The sequence below is a fragment of the Pseudomonas sp. xss_4 genome (genome assembly GCF_043104125.1).
Classification (GTDB): Bacteria; Pseudomonadota; Gammaproteobacteria; order Pseudomonadales; family Pseudomonadaceae; genus Aquipseudomonas; species Aquipseudomonas parafulva_B.
The window spans coordinates 65,144-85,943 of record NZ_JBICKJ010000065.1 but is presented as its reverse complement, the minus strand read 5'-3'; the positions used below and the strand labels follow the sequence as shown (position 1 = coordinate 85,943).

Genomic DNA, 20,800 nt, shown 5'->3' with positions numbered 1-20,800 from the left:
AAGTGTAACGAATCATGCCGCCTGGCCGACCGTGTTCAGGTGACCAGCCATGAATGAGCTCCCCATCGAAGGGTTCGCCGCCGCCGATGAAAACTCGGCGATGGTGCTGCTGGTAGACGATCAGGCCATGATCGGCGAAGCCGTGCGGCGGGGCCTGGCCGATGAAGACAACATCGATTTTCATTTTTGCGCCGACCCGCACCAAGCGGTGCAGCAGGCCATGCGCATCAAGCCCACGGTAATTCTGCAGGACCTGATCATGCCTGGGCTCGATGGCCTGACGCTGGTGCGTGAGTACCGCAGCAACCCGGCCACCCAGGACATCCCGATCATCGTGCTGTCGACCAAGGAAGACCCGCTGGTCAAGCGCGCCGCGTTCGCGGCCGGGGCCAACGATTACCTGGTCAAACTGCCCGATACCATCGAGCTGGTGGCGCGCATTCGCTATCACTCGCGCTCCTACCTCACCTTGCTGCAGCGCGACGAGGCTTACCGCGCCCTGCGTGTCAGCCAGCAGCAGTTGCTCGATTCGAACCTGATGCTGCAACGGCTGATGAACTCCGATGGCTTGACGGGGCTGTCCAATCGACGCCATTTCGATGAGTACCTGGAGCTTGAGTGGCGACGGGCGATGCGCGAGCAGCAACAGTTGTCGTTGTTGATGATCGACGTCGATTATTTCAAGGCCTACAACGATACCTTTGGCCACCTGGCCGGAGACGAAGCGCTGCGGCGCGTGGCAGAGGCCATCCGTGGGTCGTGCTCGCGGCCCAGCGACCTTCCGGCCCGCTATGGCGGCGAGGAGTTTGCCCTGGTGTTGCCCAACACCTCCCCAGGTGGCGCCAGGCTGGTCGCCGAGAAACTGCGCCAGAGCGTGCTGGGCCTGGCGATCGAGCACATGGCACCGTCTGCCGGGTCGCACCTGACCGTCAGCGTGGGCTTGGCCACGCAGGTTCCGCCCATCGGCAGCCACTGCCGGCAATTGATCTCGGCGGCGGACAAGGGGCTGTACCAGGCCAAGAACGGTGGCCGCAACCAAGTGGGTGTCGCCTAGCAAGCCGGGGCAGGGGTGCACCTTTCTCGGCTGGCTGCACCCGGCGTCTGGTCGTCGACGACTGTCAGGCGGGTCTGCCGCCACGCGGCCGACTCGGTTATACTCGCAGGCTTTTCACCGAATTCGCACGAGTAGCCTGCCCATGGAAATCCAACCGATCCTGAACACCATCAAGGACCTCTCCGACCGCTCCCAGTCCATTCGGGGGTATCTTTGACTACGATCTCAAGCATGACCGCCTGATCGAAGTCAATCGCGAGCTGGAAGACCCCAACGTCTGGAACAAGCCTGAGTACGCCCAGGCCCTGGGCCGTGAGCGGTCCATGCTGGCGCAGGTCGTCGAGACCCTGGACAAACTGTCCAACGGGTTGGCTGACTGCAAGGACCTGCTGGACATGGCCGTCGAAGAGGGCGACGAAGGCGCTGTCGGCGACGTCGTGACCGAACTGCAAGGCCTGGAAGAACACCTGGCCCAGCTCGAGTTCCGTCGCATGTTCAGCGGCGAGATGGACATGAACAACGCCTACCTCGACATCCAGGCCGGCTCCGGCGGGACCGAGGCGCAGGACTGGGCCAACATCCTGTTGCGCATGTACCTGCGCTGGGCCGACAAGCGTGGCTTCGACGCTACCATCATCGAACTCTCCGAGGGCGAGGTGGCTGGCATCAAGGGCGCCACCGTGCACATCAAGGGCGAGTACGCCTTCGGCTGGCTGCGCACCGAGATCGGCGTGCACCGCCTGGTGCGCAAGAGCCCGTTCGACTCTGGTGCCCGCCGCCACACCTCGTTCTCGGCCGTGTTCGTCTCGCCCGAAATCGACGACAAGGTCGAAATCGAGATCAACCCATCGGACTTGCGCATCGATACCTACCGCTCCTCGGGCGCCGGTGGCCAGCACGTCAACACCACCGACTCGGCAGTGCGTATCACCCACGTGCCGACCAACACCGTGGTGGCGTGCCAGAACGAACGCTCCCAGCATGCCAACAAGGACACCGCCATGAAAATGCTGCGGGCCAAGTTGTACGAGCTGGAGATGCAGAAACGCAATGCGGCCTCGCAGGCGCTGGAAGACAGCAAGTCGGACATTGGCTGGGGCCACCAGATCCGCTCCTACGTGCTGGACGACTCGCGCATCAAGGACCTGCGTACCGGCGTCGAACGCAGCGACTGCCAGAAAGTGCTGGACGGTGACCTTGACCAGTACCTGGAAGCGAGCCTCAAGCAGGGGCTGTAAGCCACACCCTATCGCCGCGCCACCGGCCCCTTGCCGGTAGCGCGCGCCCTGCCCGCCAAGGGCAACGAATACCTGATGGAAACAAAGACGACATGAGCGACCTGAAGACCGAATCGCAAGACCTGCAACAGGAAGAGAACGCCCTTATCGCCCTGCGCAAGGAAAAGCTTGCCGCAGAACGCGCCAAGGGCAATGCCTTCCCCAACGACTTCCGTCGCGACAGCTACTGCAACGACCTGCAGAAACAGTACGCGGACAAGACCAAGGAAGAGCTGGAAGCAGCCGCGATCCCGGTCAAGGTAGCGGGCCGTATCATGCTCAACCGTGGCTCGTTCATGGTCATCCAGGACATGACCGGCCGTATCCAGGTCTATGTCAACCGCAAGACCCTGCCCGAAGAAACCCTGGCTGCGGTCAAGACCTGGGACCTGGGCGACATCATCAGCGCCGAGGGCACCCTGGCCCGCTCGGGCAAGGGTGACTTGTACGTCGAGATGACCCAGGTGCGCCTGCTGACCAAGTCGCTGCGCCCGCTGCCCGACAAGCACCACGGCCTGACCGACACCGAGCAGCGCTACCGCCAGCGCTACGTCGACCTGATGGTCAACGAAGAAACACGCCACACCTTCCGCGTGCGCTCGCAGGTCATCTCGCACATTCGCAAGTTCCTCATCGAACGCGACTTCCTCGAAGTCGAGACGCCGATGTTGCAGACCATCCCGGGCGGCGCAGCGGCCAAGCCGTTCGAAACCCACCACAACGCCCTGGACATGGCCATGTTCCTGCGTATCGCGCCTGAGCTGTACCTCAAGCGTCTGGTCGTCGGTGGCTTCGAGAAGGTCTTCGAAATCAACCGCAACTTCCGCAACGAAGGGGTTTCGACGCGCCACAACCCTGAGTTCACCATGCTTGAGTTCTACCAGGCCTACGCCGACTACCGCGACAACATGGACCTCACCGAGGAACTGTTCCGCGAGCTGGCGCAGCTGGTGCTGGGCTCTACCGATGTGCCGTACGGCGACAAGGTCTTCCACTTCGGCGAGCCGTTCGTGCGCCTGTCGGTGTTCGACTCGATCCTCAAGTACAACCCCGAGCTGACCGCTGCCGACCTGCAGGATGTCGACCGCGCCCGCGACATCGCCCGCAAGGCAGGGGCCAAGGTGCTGGGCCATGAAGGCCTGGGCAAGCTGCAGGTGATGATTTTCGAAGAGCTGGTCGAGCACAAGCTGGAGCAGCCGCACTTCATTACCGAGTACCCGTTCGAGGTTTCGCCGCTGGCCCGTCGCAACGATGAGAACCCTGCGGTGACCGACCGTTTCGAACTGTTCATCGGCGGGCGCGAAATTGCCAACGCCTACTCCGAGCTCAACGATGCCGAAGACCAGGCCGAGCGCTTCCTGGCCCAGGTGGCCGAGAAGGATGCCGGTGACGACGAGGCCATGCACTACGACGCCGATTTCGTGCGCGCGCTGGAATATGGCATGCCGCCAACGGCGGGCGAGGGCATCGGCATCGACCGCCTGGTGATGCTGCTGACCAACTCGCCATCGATCCGCGATGTGATCCTGTTCCCGCACATGCGTCCGCAGGCCTGAGTGAAGTCGAAAAAGCCGCCTTTTCAGGCGGCTTTTTCTTGCCCGAAGCTTTATGTTGTCATCACCGGCCCGCTCGCGATTCAATCCCTGGCCAAGTGAATCTACGATTCCAATGCCTGGGGCCAGATCGGACGCGAACGGGCATGCTCCGACCAGACACCGTACATGAGGTACTCCATGACAACCGCCATGGCTCAACAAGGGGCTGCCGGCATCGCCACCGCCGTTGCCGAAAGCGTGCGTTACCAGGGTCGCAAGACGGCCCGGCAAGGCAGCGAACAGCGCCGCCAACTGATTCTGGACGCCGCCATGCGCATCGTGGTGCGCGATGGCGTTCGGGGCGTGCGACACCGTGCCGTCGCCGCAGAGGCAGGGGTACCGCTGTCGGCCACCACCTACTACTTCAAGGATATCGAGGACCTGCTCACCGACACGTTCGCCCAGTACGTCGAGCGCAGCGCCGCCTACATGGCCAAGCTCTGGCTCAACACCGAAGCGGTGCTGCGCCAACTGCTGGCCCAGGGCGACGGCAGTCCCCAGGCACGGGCAAAACTGGCCGATGAAGTGGCGCGCATGATGGCCGATTATGTGCAGCGCCAACTGCTCACCCGCCGCGATTTCATGATGGCCGAGCAGGCGTTTCGCCAGGAAGCGCTGTTGTGCCCGCGCCTGGCCGAGCTGGTGTGTGCCCACGAGCAGATTCTGCTGCACGGTACGCGCCAGCTGCTGCAAGTCGTTGGCTCGCGGCAGCCGGAACAGGATGCACAGATGTTGACGGCGATTATCGAGCAGATGGAATATCAGGGCCTGCTCAAGCACGCCGAGGCGCAGGCCGATGGGCCGATGCTGGCAATGCTTACCCGATACCTGCAGTTGGTGCTGGCGTCGGATTGAGCCCGACCTTTTCGAGGAAGAAAACCTGATGAAAGCCTGGCGTGTGGTGCTGTTGACGCTGTCATTCCTGATGCTGGGCGGTTGTCTGGTGACGTTTTCCGAACCGCTGCCAGGCAAGTCCTCGGCACCCAGGGGGCTTGTGGGCAGCTGGATCACCAAGGGCGCCTGGGGCGAGCCGCTGAAGCTGGTCATCACGCGTGCCGACGCAGGGGCCTACAAGGCGGTAGCTACACCCAAGGGCAAATCTGCTCAAACCTATGTGTTCAACGTGGCCCAGCAGGGTAATCGCTGGTACCTGTCGGCGCGGGTGCCGGGCGAATTTGGGGGCAACTACGTGATCGGTGGTTTCGATATCGTCGATGGCAAGGAGCTGGTGGTCTATAACCTCGATGTGCAGCAAGTGCAGCAGGCCTTGGGCAGCAAGGAATTGAGCGGGCACAGCACCGAAGTGGCGCAGGACAACGGCGAGGGTGTGCTGGTCGACAGCCCGCCAGAGCGAGTCCTGGTCTACCTCAACGACCCCGCGAATTCGGACCTGTTCGTGGAGGCGGTGCGTTTCAAACGCGCTGGCAAGTGACAGGGCAGGTCTCGGGTGATTCGCGGGTGCGTCAACGGCGCGCGCCCACCCAGGCTGCTCGACACCTGAGTGGCCCGACACGAGCGGACATGGCTTGGCCTGACGGCCGATAAGGATTTCTTTGTGGACGAGTACCAGCAAACCATTCGCGCCCTGTCCGACCGTATCGTGGCCGCGCAAACGCCGATTCGCGTGCTCGATGCAGTCAAGTGGGACGATGGCATCCGCCGCGGCTTCTTCGAGGCCAAGGGCAAGGTGCCGCCTGCCGTGGACCGCGCCTATTATCAGGCGCGCTCACTGGGGTTCGACTCCAGCGCAGTGAAAGCGGAGTTCCAGGCCATCGAGCGTGACATCATCCGCCAGCTTGGCCAGTTCAGCCCCGTGGGGCAGATCATGAAACGCATGTGCCGCGAGTACCGCATGGTAGTGCGCATGCTCGAGGCCAGGGGCACGGAAGATTTCGGTCTGATTTCCCAGGAGCTGTACGGCGCTGCCTCCGACGTTTTCCATGCCGGTGACCCGACCCTGGCCGACCTTGGCCTGATGCTGTCGGACTACCTGAACAACATCGATGGGCGCGGCGACCTCAAGGACGAGCCGAAGAACCTGACGGCCAAGCAAGCGGTGGATATTCTCCAGTGCCGGTTGAACAAGGTGTTCGGCGAAGCCGAAGGGACCATCCGCGTGTTCGAGTCCGACGGCATCGTGGCCGATGCCGCCGCCGGTGCCGACTACATCAAGGTGCGTGCCGATGCCATGTTCAACGCGCGTGATGTACGGGCCTTGGAAGTCCACGAGGGGCTGGTGCATGTGGGCACCACACTCAACGGCCTGAACCAGCCCATCTGTACGTTCCTGGCCAAGGGCCCGCCTTCCTCGACGGTGACCCAGGAAGGCCTGGCCATCCTGATGGAAGTCATCGCTTTCGCCTCCTACCCCAGCCGCCTGCGCAAACTGACCAACCGGACCCGCGCCATACACATGGTCGAGGACGGTGCAGACTTCATGCAGGTGTACCAGTTCTTCCAGGAACAGGGCTTCGACATGGGGCAGAGCTACAGCAACGCCAGCCGGGTATTCCGTGGGTCGGTGCCCAATGGCTTGCCATTTACCAAGGACTTGTCCTACCTCAAGGGCTTCATCATGGTTTACAACTACATTCAGTTGGCCGTGAAGAAGGGCAAGCTGGAGCAGATACCACTGCTGTTCTGCGGCAAGACCACCCTCGAAGACATGCGCACCCTGCGCCAGCTCGTCGAGGAGGGCCTGGTGGAGCCGCCCAAGTACCTGCCTGAGCAATTCCGCGACCTGAACGCCTTGTCGGCCTGGATGTGCTTTTCCAACTTCCTCAACCACCTGAGCCTGGACCGTATTGAAACCGACTACGCGAACATCCTTTAACGGGCTGCGCCTGCTGACGGCAGGCATGCTGCTGGTGCTGCTGGGCGGGTGCAGCGGCTTGCTGTTCTACCCTGAGCGAGGCCAGGCGTTCACGCCTGAGCGGGCCAGGCTCGCCTACAGCGATGTCACCCTGGTTGCCGCCGACGGTGTGCGCCTGCACGCCTGGTGGCTGCCGGCCAAGCAAGGTGTGGCGGTCAAGGGCACGGTGCTGCACCTGCACGGCAATGGGGGCAATCTGCCCGGTCACCTGGGCGGCAGCTACTGGTTGCCGGAGCAAGGTTACCAGGTGCTGATGATCGACTACCGAGGCTACGGACTGTCCGAGGGCAAGCCGCGGCTACCTGAGGTCTATCAGGATATCGCTGCCGCCATGGCCTGGCTCGATCAGTCCCCGCAGGTCAAGGGCAAGCCTCTGGTGTTGCTGGGGCAGAGTCTGGGCGGTGCCATGGCCATCCACTACCTGGCGGCCCATCCCGAGCAGCGCGAACGCTTCAGCGCTCTGGTGTTCGACGGCGTTCCTGCCAGCTACCGAGCGGTGGGCCAGTACGCCTTGAGTACCTCGTGGATGACCTGGCCACTTCAGGTGCCCTTGTCCTGGCTGGTGCCCGATGCCGATAGCGCCATCGAGTCCGTCGGGCAGCTGACCAGCCCGCCCAAGCTCTTTTTCCACAGCATCGATGATGACCTGGTGCCGATGAACAATGTCATCCGCCTGTATCAGCAGGCGCCGCCGCCTCGAGTGCTGCAGTTGACCCGAGGTGGGCATGTGCAGACGTTCGCCGACCCCACCTGGCGCCAAGTGATGCTGCGTTTTCTGGATGATCCCAGCCATTTCACCGGCCTGCGGCGGCTTGCCGAAGTGCCCAATGCCAATGACGAGAAAAACCCGCAATGAGCGAAGAACGCAACGCCATACCGCTGATTCTGACAGGAGTCGGCAGCATCATCATGACGGTGGGGGCCCTGTGGTACTACGGTTACCTGCACTTCGCCAAGCCTGAGGATGCCTTGTTGCTCCAAGACTTCACCATGCTCAAGACGGTACCGGGCGAAGACTACAAGGTGTCATTGGAGCCGGCAGCGCAGGTGGCCCAGTGCGCCGAGGGTGTGCTGGTCCTGTTCGACACCCAGCAAAAAGGCCTCAGTGGCGTGCTGGTCGACAGTCGTAAGCGCGCCGTGCGCTGTGTGGGCGCAGATACGCCGCAGCAGGTGCGATAGGTCTTCGTGGCTAACCGGTAGCAGCAAAAAAGAACCCCGCGCTGGAGGAACGCTCCAGCGCGGGGTTCTTCGTCCTGCCGTGCGGCGTTACTTCATCGAAGAACGCGGTGCAACAGGCTGGTTGTCGTTGGAGATGGTGACTTCCACGCGACGGTTTTGGGCGCGGCCCGAGTTGCTGGAGTTATCCGCTACCGGATACTCCTTGCCGTAGCCTTGGGCAACGATGCGAGCTGGGTCTACGCCTGCGCGGACCAATGCCATGCGCACGCTGCCGGCGCGACGCTCGGACAGGGACTGGTTGTAGCTGGCCGAGCCGACGCTGTCGGTGTAACCCTCGACGATCACCTTGCGCTCAGGGTTTTCCTGAAGGAACTGAGCCAGCTTGGTGATGTTCGGGTAAGCGTTGCTCTTGAGCTCAGCCTTGTTGAAGTCGAACAGCACGTCGCCGAAGGTCACCAGGGTGCCGCGGTCGGTCTGCTTGGCGTTCAGGCTCTGCTGCAGCTTGGCGATCTGGGCGTCACGGGCGTCCAGCTTGGCCTGCGCGCGCAGCGCGGCGGCGTTTTTCAGGTCGCCTTCGGCAGTGCGCAGGGCGATGGTCTGCTTGGCCACTTCAACGCGCTGGTTGGTCAGGTAGGCCAGTTGGTCGACCTTCTGCTCGTCTTCACGGTCCATGTAGGCCTTGTCGGCCTTGTTCAGCCAGTCCTGGGCGTCCTTGGTTTCAAGGGCAGCCACTTTGCTGGCCTGCGGATCGCTCTGCAGGGAGGAGAAGTTGGTACGAGCCGCTTCCAGGTTGGCGTTCGGGTCGTGCGAGCAGGCAGCGAGACCGACGCTCAGGGCCAGGAGGGCGGGAATCATGACGTGTTTGCGCATAGTGTTCATCCTTTGATCGAGTGCGAAGGCTAAGGGAGACAGGGCAGGGCTCACTGAGCGCTGCGCAGGCCTTCCTCACGTACGTCCTGGGCGCCTTGACGGGCGTCCTGTACGGCCTTCTGGGCCTTGGCCGCCTGGGCCTTACGTTCGGCGAGACGCGCGTCCCATTCGGCCTGTTCGGCCAGACGCTTGGCTTCGTCGTACTTCTTGTCATGCATGGCGATTTCGGCCTGCTTGAACTTGTCCTGAGCGGCTTTCATTTCGACAGCAGCGTACTCGGTGCCGCCTGCGCTGACGGCAGAGTTCACGGCGGACTGGGTCACAGCGTACTGTTCGGTAGGCGGGTTGCCTGCACAGCCAGCCAGGACCAGGCTACTGCCCAGGGCCAGCGCGGCCAGCTTGAACCCGCGCACGTAAGTGGATGAAGGTTTGACAGTGCGGGTTTTCATGGTGGTCAGCTCCATTGGATCACTCCTGATAATGACGATGTCCGTAGCAGTCCATCGCTCATCCCCCGGACCGTTTTCATGCGCTTGAGCTCGATGGCGCACAAGTACCGGTGTGCAGGGTTTTAGCGTGATGGCTATTGGCTCCGACTGGAAGAATTTTCGAATAGTTCAGTAAAAAGTCCAGATTACGAGTAACTCTTTCTGACTAATCGGTCAGCTGCAATCCAGCGGAACTTTTGCCCGCCCAAGCGGTTTTGGTCCTGATCGGCACCCGAAATCGTGGCCATGCGAAGATCATTTCTCATCGTTCTCAGCTTCAGTCAGGGCATGCAGATGCTGACGTGAAAGGGCGAGAAAACGAGGTGTGGGCCCTACGTCCTCGTACAGGGGATCGCCTTCCTCATCGGTGGCGATGACCTGATGCCCCTGCACGTAGGGGAAGCTTGCCTCCAGCTCCTCCAGCGCCGCTCCGACCAATTCGCCAAGCAGCGCTTCGGCAGTGCGCTTGGGGTACATGTCGATGAGCGCCGCCAGGCGCGCTTCGGACTCCAGATCAAGGTGCAACACATGTTCGGTACGGCTGAGGGTGCCGGCCGCGTTCTGTTCCCAGTGCTGGGCGAGTTCACGAATTTTCATGATGACCTCTGTTAGCGCCTGCTAGGGCATGCAAGGCATGAGAGTGGTGACCATCAACATTAGTTTGCTTTGGCTGCGCATGGCTTGCCATCGCCGCCTTGCTCTTGGCACTCTGGCAAGAGGTCGCGGCCTCATAGGCGGCGCGATGAGCCTAACAAGGCATGCCAGGCGCTCGAGCTGCGCCACGGAGAGGGCCAATGACCGATATCGATGTGCGTTTGCGTGAAGATGTCCATGTGCTGGGAGAGCTGCTAGGCGAGACTGTTCGTCATCAATATGGCGATGAGTTTTTGCAGAAGATCGAGGACATTCGCCACAGTGCGAAAGCTGATCGACGCAGTTCAGGCGAAGAACTCAGCTCGACCCTGGGTGACTTGGATGATGATGAGCTGTTGCCGGTGGCCAGGGCGTTCAACCAGTTCCTCAACCTGGCCAACATGGCCGAGCAATACCACCTGATACGGCGTCGCGATGCCGATCAGCCCGAGCCTTTCGAGGCGCGCGTGCTGCCTGAGCTGCTGGCCCGCCTCAAGCAGGCCGGCCATGACGATCAGGCCCTGGCGCAGCAGCTGGCTGACCTGGATATCCAGCTGGTGCTCACCGCGCACCCTACCGAAGTCTCGCGACGTACCCTGATCCAGAAGTACGACGCCATCGCCGCCCAGCTGGCCGCCCAGGATCATCGCGACCTGACGCCTGCCGAAACCGCGCAAATCCGCGAGCGCTTGCGCCGTCTCATTGCCGAGGCCTGGCATACCGAAGAGATACGCCGTACGCGCCCAACGCCCGTGGATGAGGCCAAGTGGGGCTTCGCCGTGATCGAGCACTCGTTGTGGCAGGCCATCCCCAACCACCTGCGCAAAGTCGATCATGCCTTGCACGAGGCGACCGGCCAGCGTCTGCCACTGACGGCAGCCCCCATCCGCTTCGCTTCGTGGATGGGCGGTGACCGGGACGGCAACCCCAATGTCACCGCCAAGGTCACCCGAGAAGTCCTGCTGCTGGCGCGCTGGATGGCAGCGGACCTGTTCCTGCGCGACATCGATGCACTGGCGGCAGAACTTTCCATGCAACAGGCCAGTGCTGCCTTGCGCGAGCACGTGGGCGACAGTCCGGAGCCTTACCGTGCGCTGCTCAAGCAACTGCGCGACCGCTTGCGGGCAACACGCAGTTGGGCGCATTCGGCTCTGTCTGCCAGCGTACCGCCTGGGCCTGACGTGCTGGTGGACAACCGCGAGCTGGTTGCACCGTTGCAGTTGTGTCACCAGTCGCTGCATGACTGCGGCATGGGCATCATTGCCGATGGCCCGCTGCTGGACTGCCTGCGCCGGGCCGTGACCTTCGGCCTGTTCCTGGTCAGGCTGGACGTGCGCCAGGATGCCGCGCGCCACCGTGATGCGTTGAGCGAAATCACCGAGTACCTGGGCATGGGCCGGTATGCCGACTGGGATGAGGAACAGCGTATCGGCTTCCTGCAACAGGAGCTGGCCAACCGCAGGCCACTGCTGCCAGCCCACTTCGAGCCTCAGGACGAGACGGCCGAGGTTCTGGCCACCTGCCGGGAAATCGCCGCTGCGCCAGGCGCCTCGCTGGGCTCGTATGTGATTTCAATGGCAGGTGCCGCGTCGGACGTGCTGGCGGTGCAATTGCTGCTCAAGGAGACCGGCCTGGCCCGCCCGATGCGGGTGGTGCCGCTGTTCGAAACCCTGGCCGACCTGGATAACGCGGGCCCTGTGATGCAGCGGCTGTTGGCGCTGCCCAGTTATCGCGCCGGGCTGCACGGCCCTCAGGAGGTCATGATCGGCTACTCCGACTCGGCCAAGGATGCGGGCACCACGGCCGCTGCCTGGGCCCAATACCGCGCGCAGGAAAGCCTGGTGCGCATTTGCGCCGAGCACCAGGTCGAGTTGCTATTGTTCCATGGCCGGGGCGGTACGGTGGGGCGCGGCGGCGGCCCGGCTCACGCCGCCATTTTGTCGCAACCTCCGGGTTCGGTGGCGGGGCGATTCCGCACCACCGAACAAGGGGAGATGATCCGCTTCAAATTCGGCTTGCCCGGCATAGCCGAGCAGAACCTCAACCTCTACCTGGCCGCCGTGCTCGAAGCCACGCTGCTGCCACCGCCGCCCCCGCAGCCGGCGTGGCGCGACCTCATGGACCAGATGGCTGCCGATGGGGTCAAGGCTTACCGCGACGTGGTGCGTGAGCACCCGGATTTCGTCGAGTACTTCCGCCAGTCGACCCCCGAGCAGGAGTTGGGGCGCCTGCCGTTGGGCAGTCGCCCGGCCAAGCGACGTGCCGGCGGTATCGAAAGCCTGCGCGCCATACCCTGGATCTTCGGCTGGACCCAGACCCGACTGATGCTGCCAGCCTGGCTGGGTTGGGAAACGGCACTGAGCAATGCGCTGGCCGCCGGGCAGGGCCCGTTGCTTGCGCAGATGCGCGAGCATTGGCCGTTTTTCCGCACGCGCATCGACATGCTGGAGATGGTCCTGGCCAAAGCCGATGCACAAATTGCAGAGGCCTACGACCAACGTCTGGTGCAACCGCACCTGCTGCCTTTAGGTGCGCAACTGCGCGACCTATTGTCGCAGTCGTGCCAGGTGGTGCTGAACCTGACTGGGCAGCAGGTGCTACTGGCGCATAGCCCTGAAACGCTGGAATTCATCCGCCTGCGCAACACGTACCTGGACCCGCTGCATCGGCTACAGGCAGAACTGCTGGCCCGTTCGCGTAACCGCCAGGCCGCTCTGGACAGCCCGCTGGAGCAGGCATTGCTGGTGACCATCGCCGGTATTGCCGCAGGGCTGCGCAACACCGGTTGAGGGGAGGGGGCAGGTCTGCTCCAGAACGGCGCAGGGGGGCACCGAACAGCTGCGGTACGGGGGTTGCGCTGGGCGCAACCACTTGCCCGCTCGACCTGAAGTGGTGCATTCATGCAACTTTGGGACGCTTGTCGGGCTGGCAGGCGCTGTGTATCTTGAGCAGCCTTCTGACCGATTCATGGTCATACCGAATTTCCGGACTTGGCCCTGGTTGCCGAATCCATTGAATTGCATACAAAAATTTGAGGAGCACAAGATGCGCGTAATTCTGCTGGGAGCTCCCGGGGCCGGTAAAGGTACTCAGGCAAAGTTCATCACCGAAAAGTTCGGTATTCCACAGATCTCCACCGGTGACATGCTGCGTGCTGCGGTCAAGGCCGGCACGCCCCTGGGCCTTGAGCTGAAAAAAGTCATGGATGCCGGCCAGCTGGTCTCCGACGAGTTGATCATCAGCTTGGTCAAAGAGCGCATCGCCCAGCCTGATTGCGCCAACGGTTGCCTGTTCGACGGGTTCCCGCGCACCATCCCGCAGGCAGAGGCCATGGTCGCTGCAGGCGTGGATATCGATGCCGTGGTCGAGATCGCCGTGGACGACGAAGAAATCGTTGGCCGCATGGCAGGCCGCCGTGTGCACCTGCCCTCGGGCCGTACCTACCATATCCAGTACAACCCGCCGAAGGTCGAAGGCAAGGACGATGCCACCGGCGAAGACCTGATCCAGCGCGATGACGACAAGGAAGAAACCGTTCGCCATCGCCTGTCGGTCTACCACAGCCAGACCAAGCCACTGGTGGACTTCTACCAGAAGCTGTCGGCTGCCAACGGTGGCAAGCCCAAGTACAGCCACATCGAAGGTGTGGGCTCGGTGGAGGCGATCACTGCCAAGGTGCTGGCCGCGCTGAGCTGATCGGCACGTTGTCATTGAACGACGGCCCGCTTGCGGGCCGTCGTCGTTTTTGGCCTCGTGCGATGCTGTGGTATCCCTGGCGGCCCACACGGCGGGCCTTTGGGACACGAAGGCGCCGCTGCTCTATACTCCCGCTTTTTTCCACTCACACCTGGATACCTGTTCGATGACCACCTTGTTGGCCCTGGATACCGCTACCGAAGCCTGTTCCGTTGCACTGCTGCATAACGGCGAGGTAACCAGCCACTACGAGGTGATCCCGCGCATGCATGCCCAGAAGTTGCTGCCGATGATCAAGCAGCTGCTGGCCGAATCCGGCGTCGCCCTGGGCACGGTCGATGCCATTGCGTTCGGCCGTGGCCCGGGTGCGTTCACTGGCGTGCGCATTGCCATCGGCGTGGTACAAGGGCTGGCTTTCGCCCTGGAGCGGCCCGTATTGCCGGTGTCCAACCTCGCCGCGCTGGCCCAGGGCGCATTGCGTCAACAGGGTGCCCAGCAAGTGGCCGCCGCCATCGACGCGCGTATGGACGAGGTGTACTGGGGCTGCTATCAGGCCGTAGCGGGGGAAATGCGCCTGCAAGGCGATGAAGCGGTACTGCCACCTGAACGCGTGGCGTTGTCAGCCGGGGCACAAGGACCTTGGTTTGGGGCAGGCACGGGCTGGGGCTATGCCGAGCGCCTGGCGGTCACTGTTGGCGCAAGCGACCCCTCTGCCTTGCCCAGCGCCCTTGATGTACTGAGTCTGGCCCGCTTTGCCTGGGATCGGGGTGAGGCCATCGCAGCCGAGCAGGCCCAGCCGATCTACCTGCGTGACAACGTGGCCACGCCCAAAAAACAGTGAGGCTGTTCGTCGGGCGCTCTCGATAGTGCTACAACCTTTTGCACAAACTGTGGTCAAGTTCTCAATCGAGCGTTAGCGGCGGGCCATCAATGCTGCTAAATTGCCATCATTGGTCCCGGGTGCTCATGCCATGCGTGTCGACGGTTTCTCATCACAGTCCTTTCCGATCAAGCGTACGCCGCGCAAGGCGGCCGTGCATGATGACGTGGCCGATGATGTCGAACTGGTAGAAGAGGCTGCCATGGCACCTCAGGAGCCTGCTGCTCGTCGCCGTGCCAGCACGCTGCCAGCCCGTCAGCAAGACATGGTGTTCCCCCGCGCCCGTGACCGGCGCACCGCCTCGGCCCTTGCCAGTTACCTGAGCACAGCAGGCTTTACTGACTGGGACATGGAAGTACTGGGGCTCGACCTGTACATTTGACGGATGAGCCTGCCGTCCATCCCCTATTTCATTGGTTGCCCGTCGTGGAGCGAAAACGCCTGGCGAGAGTACCTGTACCCTGCTGACGCCAGCGCCGCGCAGATGCTTGGGCTGTACAGCCAGGTATTCAATGCCGTCGAAGGCAACACAACGTTCTATGCCAGGCCATCACCTGCCACGGTGGCCCGGTGGGCGGCAACGATGCCGGCGCATTTTCGCTTCACGGCCAAGTTCCCCCGCGACATCAGCCACGGTGGCGACCTGCGCGACCATCTCGAACCTGCCTTTGACTTCATTCGCCTGATGGCGCCGCTCGGGGCACGCGTGTCTCCTTACTGGCTGCAGTTGCCCGCTTTGTATGGGCCGGGGCGACTGGAAGAGCTGAGCCAGTTTCTGGAGCAGGTGGGCGTGAGCGTGGCGGTGGAAGTGCGTCACCCGGCGTTCTTCGCCAAAGGTGAGGAAGAACGCGCGCTCAACCGGCTGCTGGCCAAGTTGGGCGTCGAGCGGGTATGTCTCGACCCGAGAGCGTTGTTCAGCTGCACTTCCACGGACCCTGCCATCGTGCACGCCCAGTCCAAGAAACCCAATGTTCCACCACGACCAGCTGCTTTCACTCAGCATCCGCAGGTGCGCTTCATCGGCCATCCGGCGCTTGAATACAACGAACCCTTCCTGACCCCTTGGGTGGACAAGCTGGCCGCATGGATCGAGGAGGGGCGCAGCCCGTACATCTTCTTGCATACGGCTGACAACCGCCTGGCGGCCGCGTTGGCTCAGCGTTTCCACCAGCGGCTCATGCAGCGCCTGCCTGGGCTGGCCGCACTGCCGGAATTGCCGCGAGCGCCGGAGGTCAAACAGCTGGGTCTACTTTGATTTCTTCCCGACTGCCGGAGTGCTTGATCATGGATGTGCAAACCCTGCGAGCCGAAGCCTTCAAGGCCTTGCATCAACGCGATGGCGTCTTCGTCATGCCCAACCCCTGGGACGCAGGTTCAGCCAAGCTGCTGGCCAGCCTGGGTTTCGAGGCCTTGGCCAGCACCAGCGCCGGGCTTGCCTTCAGCCTGGGGCGGCCGGATGCCGAAGGGGCGCTGAGCCTCGATGACGTGCTGGACAACGCAGGCGAAATCGTCGACGCCACCGCGTTGCCGGTCGCTGCGGACCTTGAGAACGGCTTCGGGGATTCGCCCGAGGATTGCGCCCAGGCCATCCTGCGCGCTGCAGAGGCGGGGCTGGTCGGTGGCTCCATCGAGGACGCCAGTGGCCGCGCCGCGACGCCCATCTATGAACGGGGCCTTGCGGTGGAGCGTGTCCGTGCTGCCGTGCAGGCGGCGCGCAGCCTGCCGTTTCCCTTCACTTTGTGCGCGCGCGCGGAAAACCTGCTGCACGGTCGCCAGGACCTGGACGACACCATCGAGCGCCTGCAAGCGTTCGCCGAGGCGGGCGCCGACGTGCTCTACGCCCCTGGCCTGCGTACGGCCGAGGAAGTGCGGGCAGTGGTGCAGGCGCTGGCCCCGCGCCCGGTGAACGTGCTGATGGGCATGGCGGGGGTGCCGTTGTGCGTCAACCAGCTTCAGGACCTGGGTGTACGGCGCATCAGCGTGGGTTCGTCGATGGCGCGTGTGGCCTTTGGCGCCTTGCAGCGTGCAGCGCAGGAAATCCGTGAGCAGGGTACTTTCGGCTACGCCGAAGAGGCCTTGCCGTTCGACCAGCTCAATGACCTGTTCCGTCGCGGATGAAGGTCGTTCTGGCGCTTCTGGGCGTACTGGTGCTGGCGGCCGGCCAGGCGTGGCATCTGGGCTGGCGCCCGCCTGCGCAGTGGAACCCGCTGGCCCCCTTGGACGTTAGCCAGCCACCCAACTGGCTGACTGGCTTCAAGCTCAAGCGCCTGCGCGACGACCCGGCGCTTTGCCAGCAGGCGCTTCAGAGCAGTCAACTGCGCTACCGGGCGCAGGCTGACAGCCCTGCTTCGGCCAAATGCCCGCTGAGCAATGTCTGGCGTATCGAGGGTGGCCAGGCCCGCCTGAGCAGCAGTTTCCTGGCCAGTTGCCCGCTGGCGGTCGCCTACGCCTTGTTCGAGCGCCATGGCCTGCAGCCGGTGGCTCAGCGCGTGCTGGGCCAGCCGGTGGTGCAGGTCGATCACCTGGGCAGCTTTGCCTGCCGCAACGTCTACAACCGCAAGGCAGGGCGCTTGAGCCAGCATGCCAGCGCCAACGCTCTGGACATTGCCGGGTTTCGTCTGCGCGACGGCCAACGTATCGTTCTGGCGCGCGACTGGCAGGGGAGCGGGGACAAGGCGGTGTTCCTGCGTGAGGTACGTCAGGCAGCGTGCGAGCACTTCAGCACGGTTCTGGGGCCGGAGTACAACGCCGCGCACCGCGATCACTTTCACGTGGACATGGGTCGTTGGCAGGTGTGCCGTTAGCCTCAGGCGTAGGCGCGCACATTGTTCAACACCACTGGGCGCGCCCAGTGCATGTCGAAGGCCAGGTCGTGCTGCTGGCGTGCCAGGGTCGGCTCATCGAACGGTTCGGGGGCCGGGTCCAGCAGGGTGCTGTCGAATTCGGCGATCGGCAGGAACAGCGGCCGTGGCGCAGGGCCGGGACCCGGCTCGGCGACCGGTTGGCCCTGGCGGGCGACCACGGGCCGAACCCAACTGTTGTCGATATCGAGCTGACGCTGCTGCTCGATCATTTCCAGCGCACCGAACGGCTCAGGGGCAGGCGGCAGCAGGTTGGCCTCCAGTTCGGCCTTGGGCAGGAACAACGGCTCGGGCGGCGCGACCACCGTGTCTTGCACCGGGCAGGCGCGTTGTGCGTCGATCAGCGCCAAGGCACGCGCACCGCCAACAGGTTCTCCGCTGTCCTGGTCGTACTGCACGAATGACTGGCTGACGCTGTCGACGGGCGTTTCAGGCTGCTCGGCCATTGCCCGGGCGAAGAAATCCTGCCACAGGTGGCTGACGCCCCCCAGTGCCTGGGTATTGTGCTGACTGTAGTTGTCGACAGGCGACAGGTAGGTCAAGCCGATAGGAAGAATTTCTGACATGGCAGTCGCGCGCGTTGTGCTCTGGCAGAATAGCGGGATATTGCCTGTATCGGCCGTGGCTGCTGATTCATTAAGGCTTGGTTTGATTTTTAGGTGTAGACGATGGAAGAGCAAGGTGCGGGTATCAGGGTCGAGGCGATGTCGGCTGAGTACGCGGAGCAGGCCAAGGGTTGGGCTGAACGCCTAGGCCTGCCGCTACAGGACGAGAGCGCCGGCTTCGCCGTGCAGATCGGCGCTGACGGCTTGCAGATCCAGCAGCTGGGGCCGCAGGCCCCGGGGCCGGTGCGGGTCGACTTCGTCGAAGGCCAGGCCGCGCACCGGCGCCAGTTTGGCGGTGGCAACGGGCAGATGATCGCCAAGGCGGTGGGCATCGCCCAAGGCATACGGCCGCAGGTGCTGGATGCCACGGCGGGGCTGGGCAAGGATGCGTTCGTGCTGGCCAGCCTGGGCTGCCAGATAACCCTGATCGAGCGCCAGCCGCTGATCGCCGCGTTGCTGGAAGATGGCCTGGCGCGCGCCCGTGCGGATGAAGAGGTGGGCCCGATTGTCGGGCGCATGCGCCTGCTGGCCGGCAACGCCATCGAGCGTATGCGCGCCTGGGAAGGCGAGGCACCACAGGTCATCTACCTCGACCCGATGTTCCCGCACCGCGACAAGAGCGCTCTGGTGAAAAAGGAAATGCGCGTGTTCCGGCCCTTGGTGGGTGATGACCTGGATGCCCCGGCCCTGCTTGAAGCTGCCCTGGCGCTGGCCAGCCACCGGGTGGTGGTGAAGCGCCCGCGCAAGGCACCGATCATCGACGGGCCGAAGCCGAGCCATAGCCTGGAGGGCAAGTCGAGCCGGTATGACATTTACCCCAAGAAGGCGTTGAAAGCTTAAAAGGAAATGTATCGGCCAGTGTGATCATTCCCGAAGTCTGCGGAGATCTTCCCGTAGTGCATCCATGATTGCATCCTCGTTTTCCTCATAGAATGCGAGACTAACTTGGGAGTCGACGGAAGGTCGGCGACTTGGACTTGGACTTGAACTTGGACCTGGAGGCGGGGTTTGGGAGTCTGGTACCAGAGCCAGGCTGACGGCCACCTCGTTCCGCGTATATCGCCATTTTGACGAGCGTGTAGCCGAATACATGTCGTATAGCATTTTTTCTTTATCAAGCCTCTCGATAATATGATTTGCGTGCTGGATCTTCTCTGTGCGCCCCCGATCGGTCGCATCACTCAGCATAGTCCTTGCACCTGATAGGCGTTTCTTTAGCGATTTGCCGAGCGCCATGTGTTCGTTAGCGGACAAGCTGGAGTTGGGGGTGTATAGCTTGGGTGAAAGCTTTTGATAGGAGTATCCGCCTTTTCGCCACTTGAAGAACGAAGTATATCGGCCACTTGGGTCCGACCGGTTAATCGGGTCATTGCTGCAGTAGGCGTAAGCATTGATTCCCCCTTTTCCAAATGGTGACAAGCTGTCCACACTGTAAAAGCGCATCAGCTCTGGATTGAACAGGCGGTGACCATTACCCAGCAAGTAGCCTATGGCGGCGGGTAACCAACTCTGGCCTGTGAATCGAGATAACAAGGGATTGTCAGGCGGGCTACTGTCATTGCCGTAGGGGCCGTAGTTAATGGTCGTCTGGCTTTCTGAGACAATGTTGACGGTCGACGATTGTGCGTCTGTAGCCAGGAGGCTCGCTTGCGAAGGTAGGCTTGTCGTTTCGCATAGGTTCTGGCTATTGGCGCTGAGCACTGTCTGGTGAGTACTGCCTGTATACAAAGTCGAAAGCTTATTGCCTTTGTAAAAGATCTTCAGTGTTCGCGCTTTCATGGGGGTGTGCTCATAGTCGTAGAGGATACGAGCTTGTTGAAGAGTTTCAGGGTTGACTACTGGCAATAATGCCAGTAGTCATGGGCGTGTTGGTTAAACAGGCTCTGGCCAATTGGCGAGCGTGGTCCGCGCAGGATCGGCCTTGTATCGCGAAAGGGCTGCAAGGCAGCCCGTGATTCCAGCGTTGTCGCGAATATTGCTGGGGCTCTACGGCCTTTTCGCGACACAAGGCCGCACACAAAGGCCCGTTTACGCCTCAGGGTTTGAATGCCCGCAAGAATACCCCCACCACCTCGCGTACATGCACCTCGGCCTCATCCTCCTCCAGCGGCGCTGCGCACCCCAGCAATAACCGGTAATCCGGTGCCCCCTTGACCAGGCAGAAGAAGTGCTCTGCCGCACGCAGCGGGTTGTCTATGCGCAGTAGCCCGCGCTCATGGGCCGCACGCAGCAGCGCTTCCATTCCGGCCAGCACGCGCTTGGGCCCGGCTTCGTAAAAGTATTCGCCAAAGCTCGGGTCCAGGCTGCCCTGGGCCATGATCAGGCGGCTGAGCTTGACCGCTTCGTCACTGCTGATCAGTGCCTGGAAACCACGGGCAATTGTCAGCAGTACCTCTTCTACTGGTACACCTTCGGGGTACTCGAACAACAGGTCAGGCAGCTGGATCTGGCAGGTGGCCATGACCGCCGAGCAGAAAAGCGTCTGCTTGTCGGTGAAGTGGCTGTACACCGTAAGCTTCGATACACCTGCTGCTGCCGCGACCGCATCCATGCTGGTGCTTGCGTAACCCAGGCTCAGAAACAACGACTTGGCCGCTTCGAGAATGGCCTGGCGCTTGGCAAGGTCCTTTGGGCGGCCTGGGCCGCTGGAGACGTCATTGGACATTGGGATCTGCATCTACCTAGAAGGTTGCCTATCTTATACGGCTTGAGCTGGGCTCGCTGTCCTTGACCGCAATACCGTGAAAACGCTCCAAAAAAACTCGGGACGCTCTTCCCGCGCTCTGACGG

22 protein-coding genes are annotated in these 20,800 nt (G+C 62.6%); 16 read left to right on the top strand and 6 right to left on the bottom strand.

Features of this window, described 5'->3' with window-relative positions:
- The first annotated feature begins 49 nt into the window (after positions 1–49).
- The 8 genes from ACF8GB_RS12295 (at position 50) to ACF8GB_RS12260 (ending at position 7,977) form a co-directional block, all read left to right on the top strand.
- Complete coding sequence (locus ACF8GB_RS12295; RefSeq protein WP_058639552.1) at positions 50–1,054, top strand: PleD family two-component system response regulator; 1,005 nt, start codon at positions 50–52, stop codon at positions 1,052–1,054.
- Positions 1,055–1,196: 142 nt separating this feature from the next.
- A protein-coding gene (prfB, locus tag ACF8GB_RS12290; RefSeq protein ID WP_100852119.1) for a peptide chain release factor 2 occupies positions 1,197–2,292 on the top strand; the annotation gives its coding sequence in 2 pieces (ribosomal slippage) (positions 1,197–1,268 and positions 1,270–2,292; 1,095 coding nt in all).
- 92 nt (positions 2,293–2,384) lie between these two features.
- The gene (lysS, locus tag ACF8GB_RS12285) at positions 2,385–3,887 is read left to right on the top strand and encodes a lysine--tRNA ligase (protein WP_058639551.1); all 1,503 of its coding nucleotides are present in this window, start codon (positions 2,385–2,387) and stop codon (positions 3,885–3,887) included.
- A 189-nt stretch (positions 3,888–4,076) separates the two neighbouring features.
- Positions 4,077–4,781: a TetR/AcrR family transcriptional regulator gene (locus tag ACF8GB_RS12280; protein ID WP_058639564.1), complete on the top strand. Its 705-nt coding sequence runs from the start codon at positions 4,077–4,079 to the stop codon at positions 4,779–4,781.
- Positions 4,782–4,809: 28 nt separating this feature from the next.
- On the top strand, positions 4,810–5,358 hold the full coding sequence (locus tag ACF8GB_RS12275) for a hypothetical protein (protein ID WP_392527101.1): 549 nt from the start codon (positions 4,810–4,812) through the stop codon (positions 5,356–5,358).
- A 123-nt stretch (positions 5,359–5,481) separates the two neighbouring features.
- A complete protein-coding gene (locus ACF8GB_RS12270) occupies positions 5,482–6,759 on the top strand; it encodes a flavohemoglobin expression-modulating QEGLA motif protein (protein WP_144965239.1) in 1,278 nt (425 codons plus the stop codon).
- Positions 6,731–7,654 carry an alpha/beta hydrolase gene (locus tag ACF8GB_RS12265; RefSeq protein ID WP_392527099.1) on the top strand — a complete coding sequence of 308 codons (924 nt, stop codon included), beginning with the start codon at positions 6,731–6,733 and terminating at the stop codon, positions 7,652–7,654. Before ACF8GB_RS12270 ends, ACF8GB_RS12265 begins: the two co-directional genes overlap by 29 nt.
- A complete protein-coding gene (locus ACF8GB_RS12260) occupies positions 7,651–7,977 on the top strand; it encodes a hypothetical protein (RefSeq protein WP_392527097.1) in 327 nt (108 codons plus the stop codon). The genes ACF8GB_RS12265 and ACF8GB_RS12260 overlap by 4 nt, the downstream gene beginning before the upstream one ends.
- An 87-nt stretch (positions 7,978–8,064) precedes the next feature.
- Here the strand turns inward: ACF8GB_RS12260 and ACF8GB_RS12255 are convergent, their stop codons facing one another.
- The 3 genes from ACF8GB_RS12255 to ACF8GB_RS12245 all read right to left on the bottom strand — a co-directional run bounded on the left by ACF8GB_RS12255 (position 8,065) and on the right by ACF8GB_RS12245 (position 9,932).
- Positions 8,065–8,847, bottom strand: a complete 783-nt coding sequence (locus ACF8GB_RS12255; RefSeq protein WP_058639546.1) for an OmpA family protein — start codon at positions 8,845–8,847, stop codon at positions 8,065–8,067.
- 50 nt (positions 8,848–8,897) lie between these two features.
- Positions 8,898–9,311, bottom strand: coding sequence for a DUF4398 domain-containing protein (locus ACF8GB_RS12250; protein ID WP_023534068.1), 414 nt, complete (start codon positions 9,309–9,311; stop codon positions 8,898–8,900).
- Between the two features lie 279 nt (positions 9,312–9,590).
- A complete protein-coding gene (locus tag ACF8GB_RS12245; protein ID WP_058639545.1) occupies positions 9,591–9,932 on the bottom strand; it encodes a hypothetical protein in 342 nt (113 codons plus the stop codon).
- A gap of 197 nt (positions 9,933–10,129) precedes the next feature.
- On the opposite strand from ACF8GB_RS12245, the gene ppc reads away from it, so the two are divergent.
- The 7 genes from ppc (at position 10,130) to ACF8GB_RS12210 (ending at position 17,348) form a co-directional block, all read left to right on the top strand.
- The gene (gene ppc / locus ACF8GB_RS12240) at positions 10,130–12,757 is read left to right on the top strand and encodes a phosphoenolpyruvate carboxylase (protein ID WP_392527096.1); all 2,628 of its coding nucleotides are present in this window, start codon (positions 10,130–10,132) and stop codon (positions 12,755–12,757) included.
- A gap of 256 nt (positions 12,758–13,013) precedes the next feature.
- Positions 13,014–13,664, top strand: a complete 651-nt coding sequence (adk, locus tag ACF8GB_RS12235; RefSeq protein ID WP_392527095.1) for an adenylate kinase — start codon at positions 13,014–13,016, stop codon at positions 13,662–13,664.
- Positions 13,665–13,830: 166 nt separating this feature from the next.
- Complete coding sequence (gene tsaB / locus ACF8GB_RS12230; RefSeq protein WP_392527094.1) at positions 13,831–14,505, top strand: tRNA (adenosine(37)-N6)-threonylcarbamoyltransferase complex dimerization subunit type 1 TsaB; 675 nt, start codon at positions 13,831–13,833, stop codon at positions 14,503–14,505.
- Positions 14,506–14,635: 130 nt separating this feature from the next.
- Positions 14,636–14,926 (top strand): hypothetical protein, encoded by a 291-nt coding sequence (locus ACF8GB_RS12225; protein ID WP_058639542.1) that lies wholly within the window; start codon positions 14,636–14,638, stop codon positions 14,924–14,926.
- Positions 14,927–14,929: 3 nt separating this feature from the next.
- Complete coding sequence (locus ACF8GB_RS12220) at positions 14,930–15,799, top strand: DUF72 domain-containing protein (protein WP_058639541.1); 870 nt, start codon at positions 14,930–14,932, stop codon at positions 15,797–15,799.
- A gap of 29 nt (positions 15,800–15,828) precedes the next feature.
- Positions 15,829–16,662, top strand: a complete 834-nt coding sequence (locus tag ACF8GB_RS12215) for an oxaloacetate decarboxylase (protein WP_058639540.1) — start codon at positions 15,829–15,831, stop codon at positions 16,660–16,662.
- Positions 16,659–17,348 (top strand): extensin family protein, encoded by a 690-nt coding sequence (locus ACF8GB_RS12210; protein WP_058639539.1) that lies wholly within the window; start codon positions 16,659–16,661, stop codon positions 17,346–17,348. Before ACF8GB_RS12215 ends, ACF8GB_RS12210 begins: the two co-directional genes overlap by 4 nt.
- Before the next feature lie 2 nt (positions 17,349–17,350).
- Here ACF8GB_RS12210 and ACF8GB_RS12205 read toward each other — a convergent pair whose 3' ends face one another.
- The gene (locus ACF8GB_RS12205) at positions 17,351–17,971 is read right to left on the bottom strand and encodes a hypothetical protein (protein ID WP_058603739.1); all 621 of its coding nucleotides are present in this window, start codon (positions 17,969–17,971) and stop codon (positions 17,351–17,353) included.
- 102 nt (positions 17,972–18,073) lie between these two features.
- Here ACF8GB_RS12205 and ACF8GB_RS12200 point away from each other — a divergent pair, with 102 nt between their 5' ends.
- Positions 18,074–18,850 (top strand): class I SAM-dependent methyltransferase, encoded by a 777-nt coding sequence (locus ACF8GB_RS12200; RefSeq protein WP_058639538.1) that lies wholly within the window; start codon positions 18,074–18,076, stop codon positions 18,848–18,850.
- A 24-nt stretch (positions 18,851–18,874) separates the two neighbouring features.
- Here the strand turns inward: ACF8GB_RS12200 and ACF8GB_RS12195 are convergent, their stop codons facing one another.
- Together ACF8GB_RS12195 and ACF8GB_RS12190 are read right to left on the bottom strand one after the other, a co-directional pair.
- Entirely contained in the window at positions 18,875–19,789 is a 915-nt protein-coding gene (locus ACF8GB_RS12195) for an RHS repeat-associated core domain-containing protein (RefSeq protein WP_078478996.1), read from the bottom strand.
- Positions 19,790–20,045: 256 nt separating this feature from the next.
- Complete coding sequence (locus tag ACF8GB_RS12190) at positions 20,046–20,687, bottom strand: TetR/AcrR family transcriptional regulator C-terminal domain-containing protein (RefSeq protein WP_145256214.1); 642 nt, start codon at positions 20,685–20,687, stop codon at positions 20,046–20,048.
- Positions 20,688–20,800: the final 113 nt, after the last annotated feature.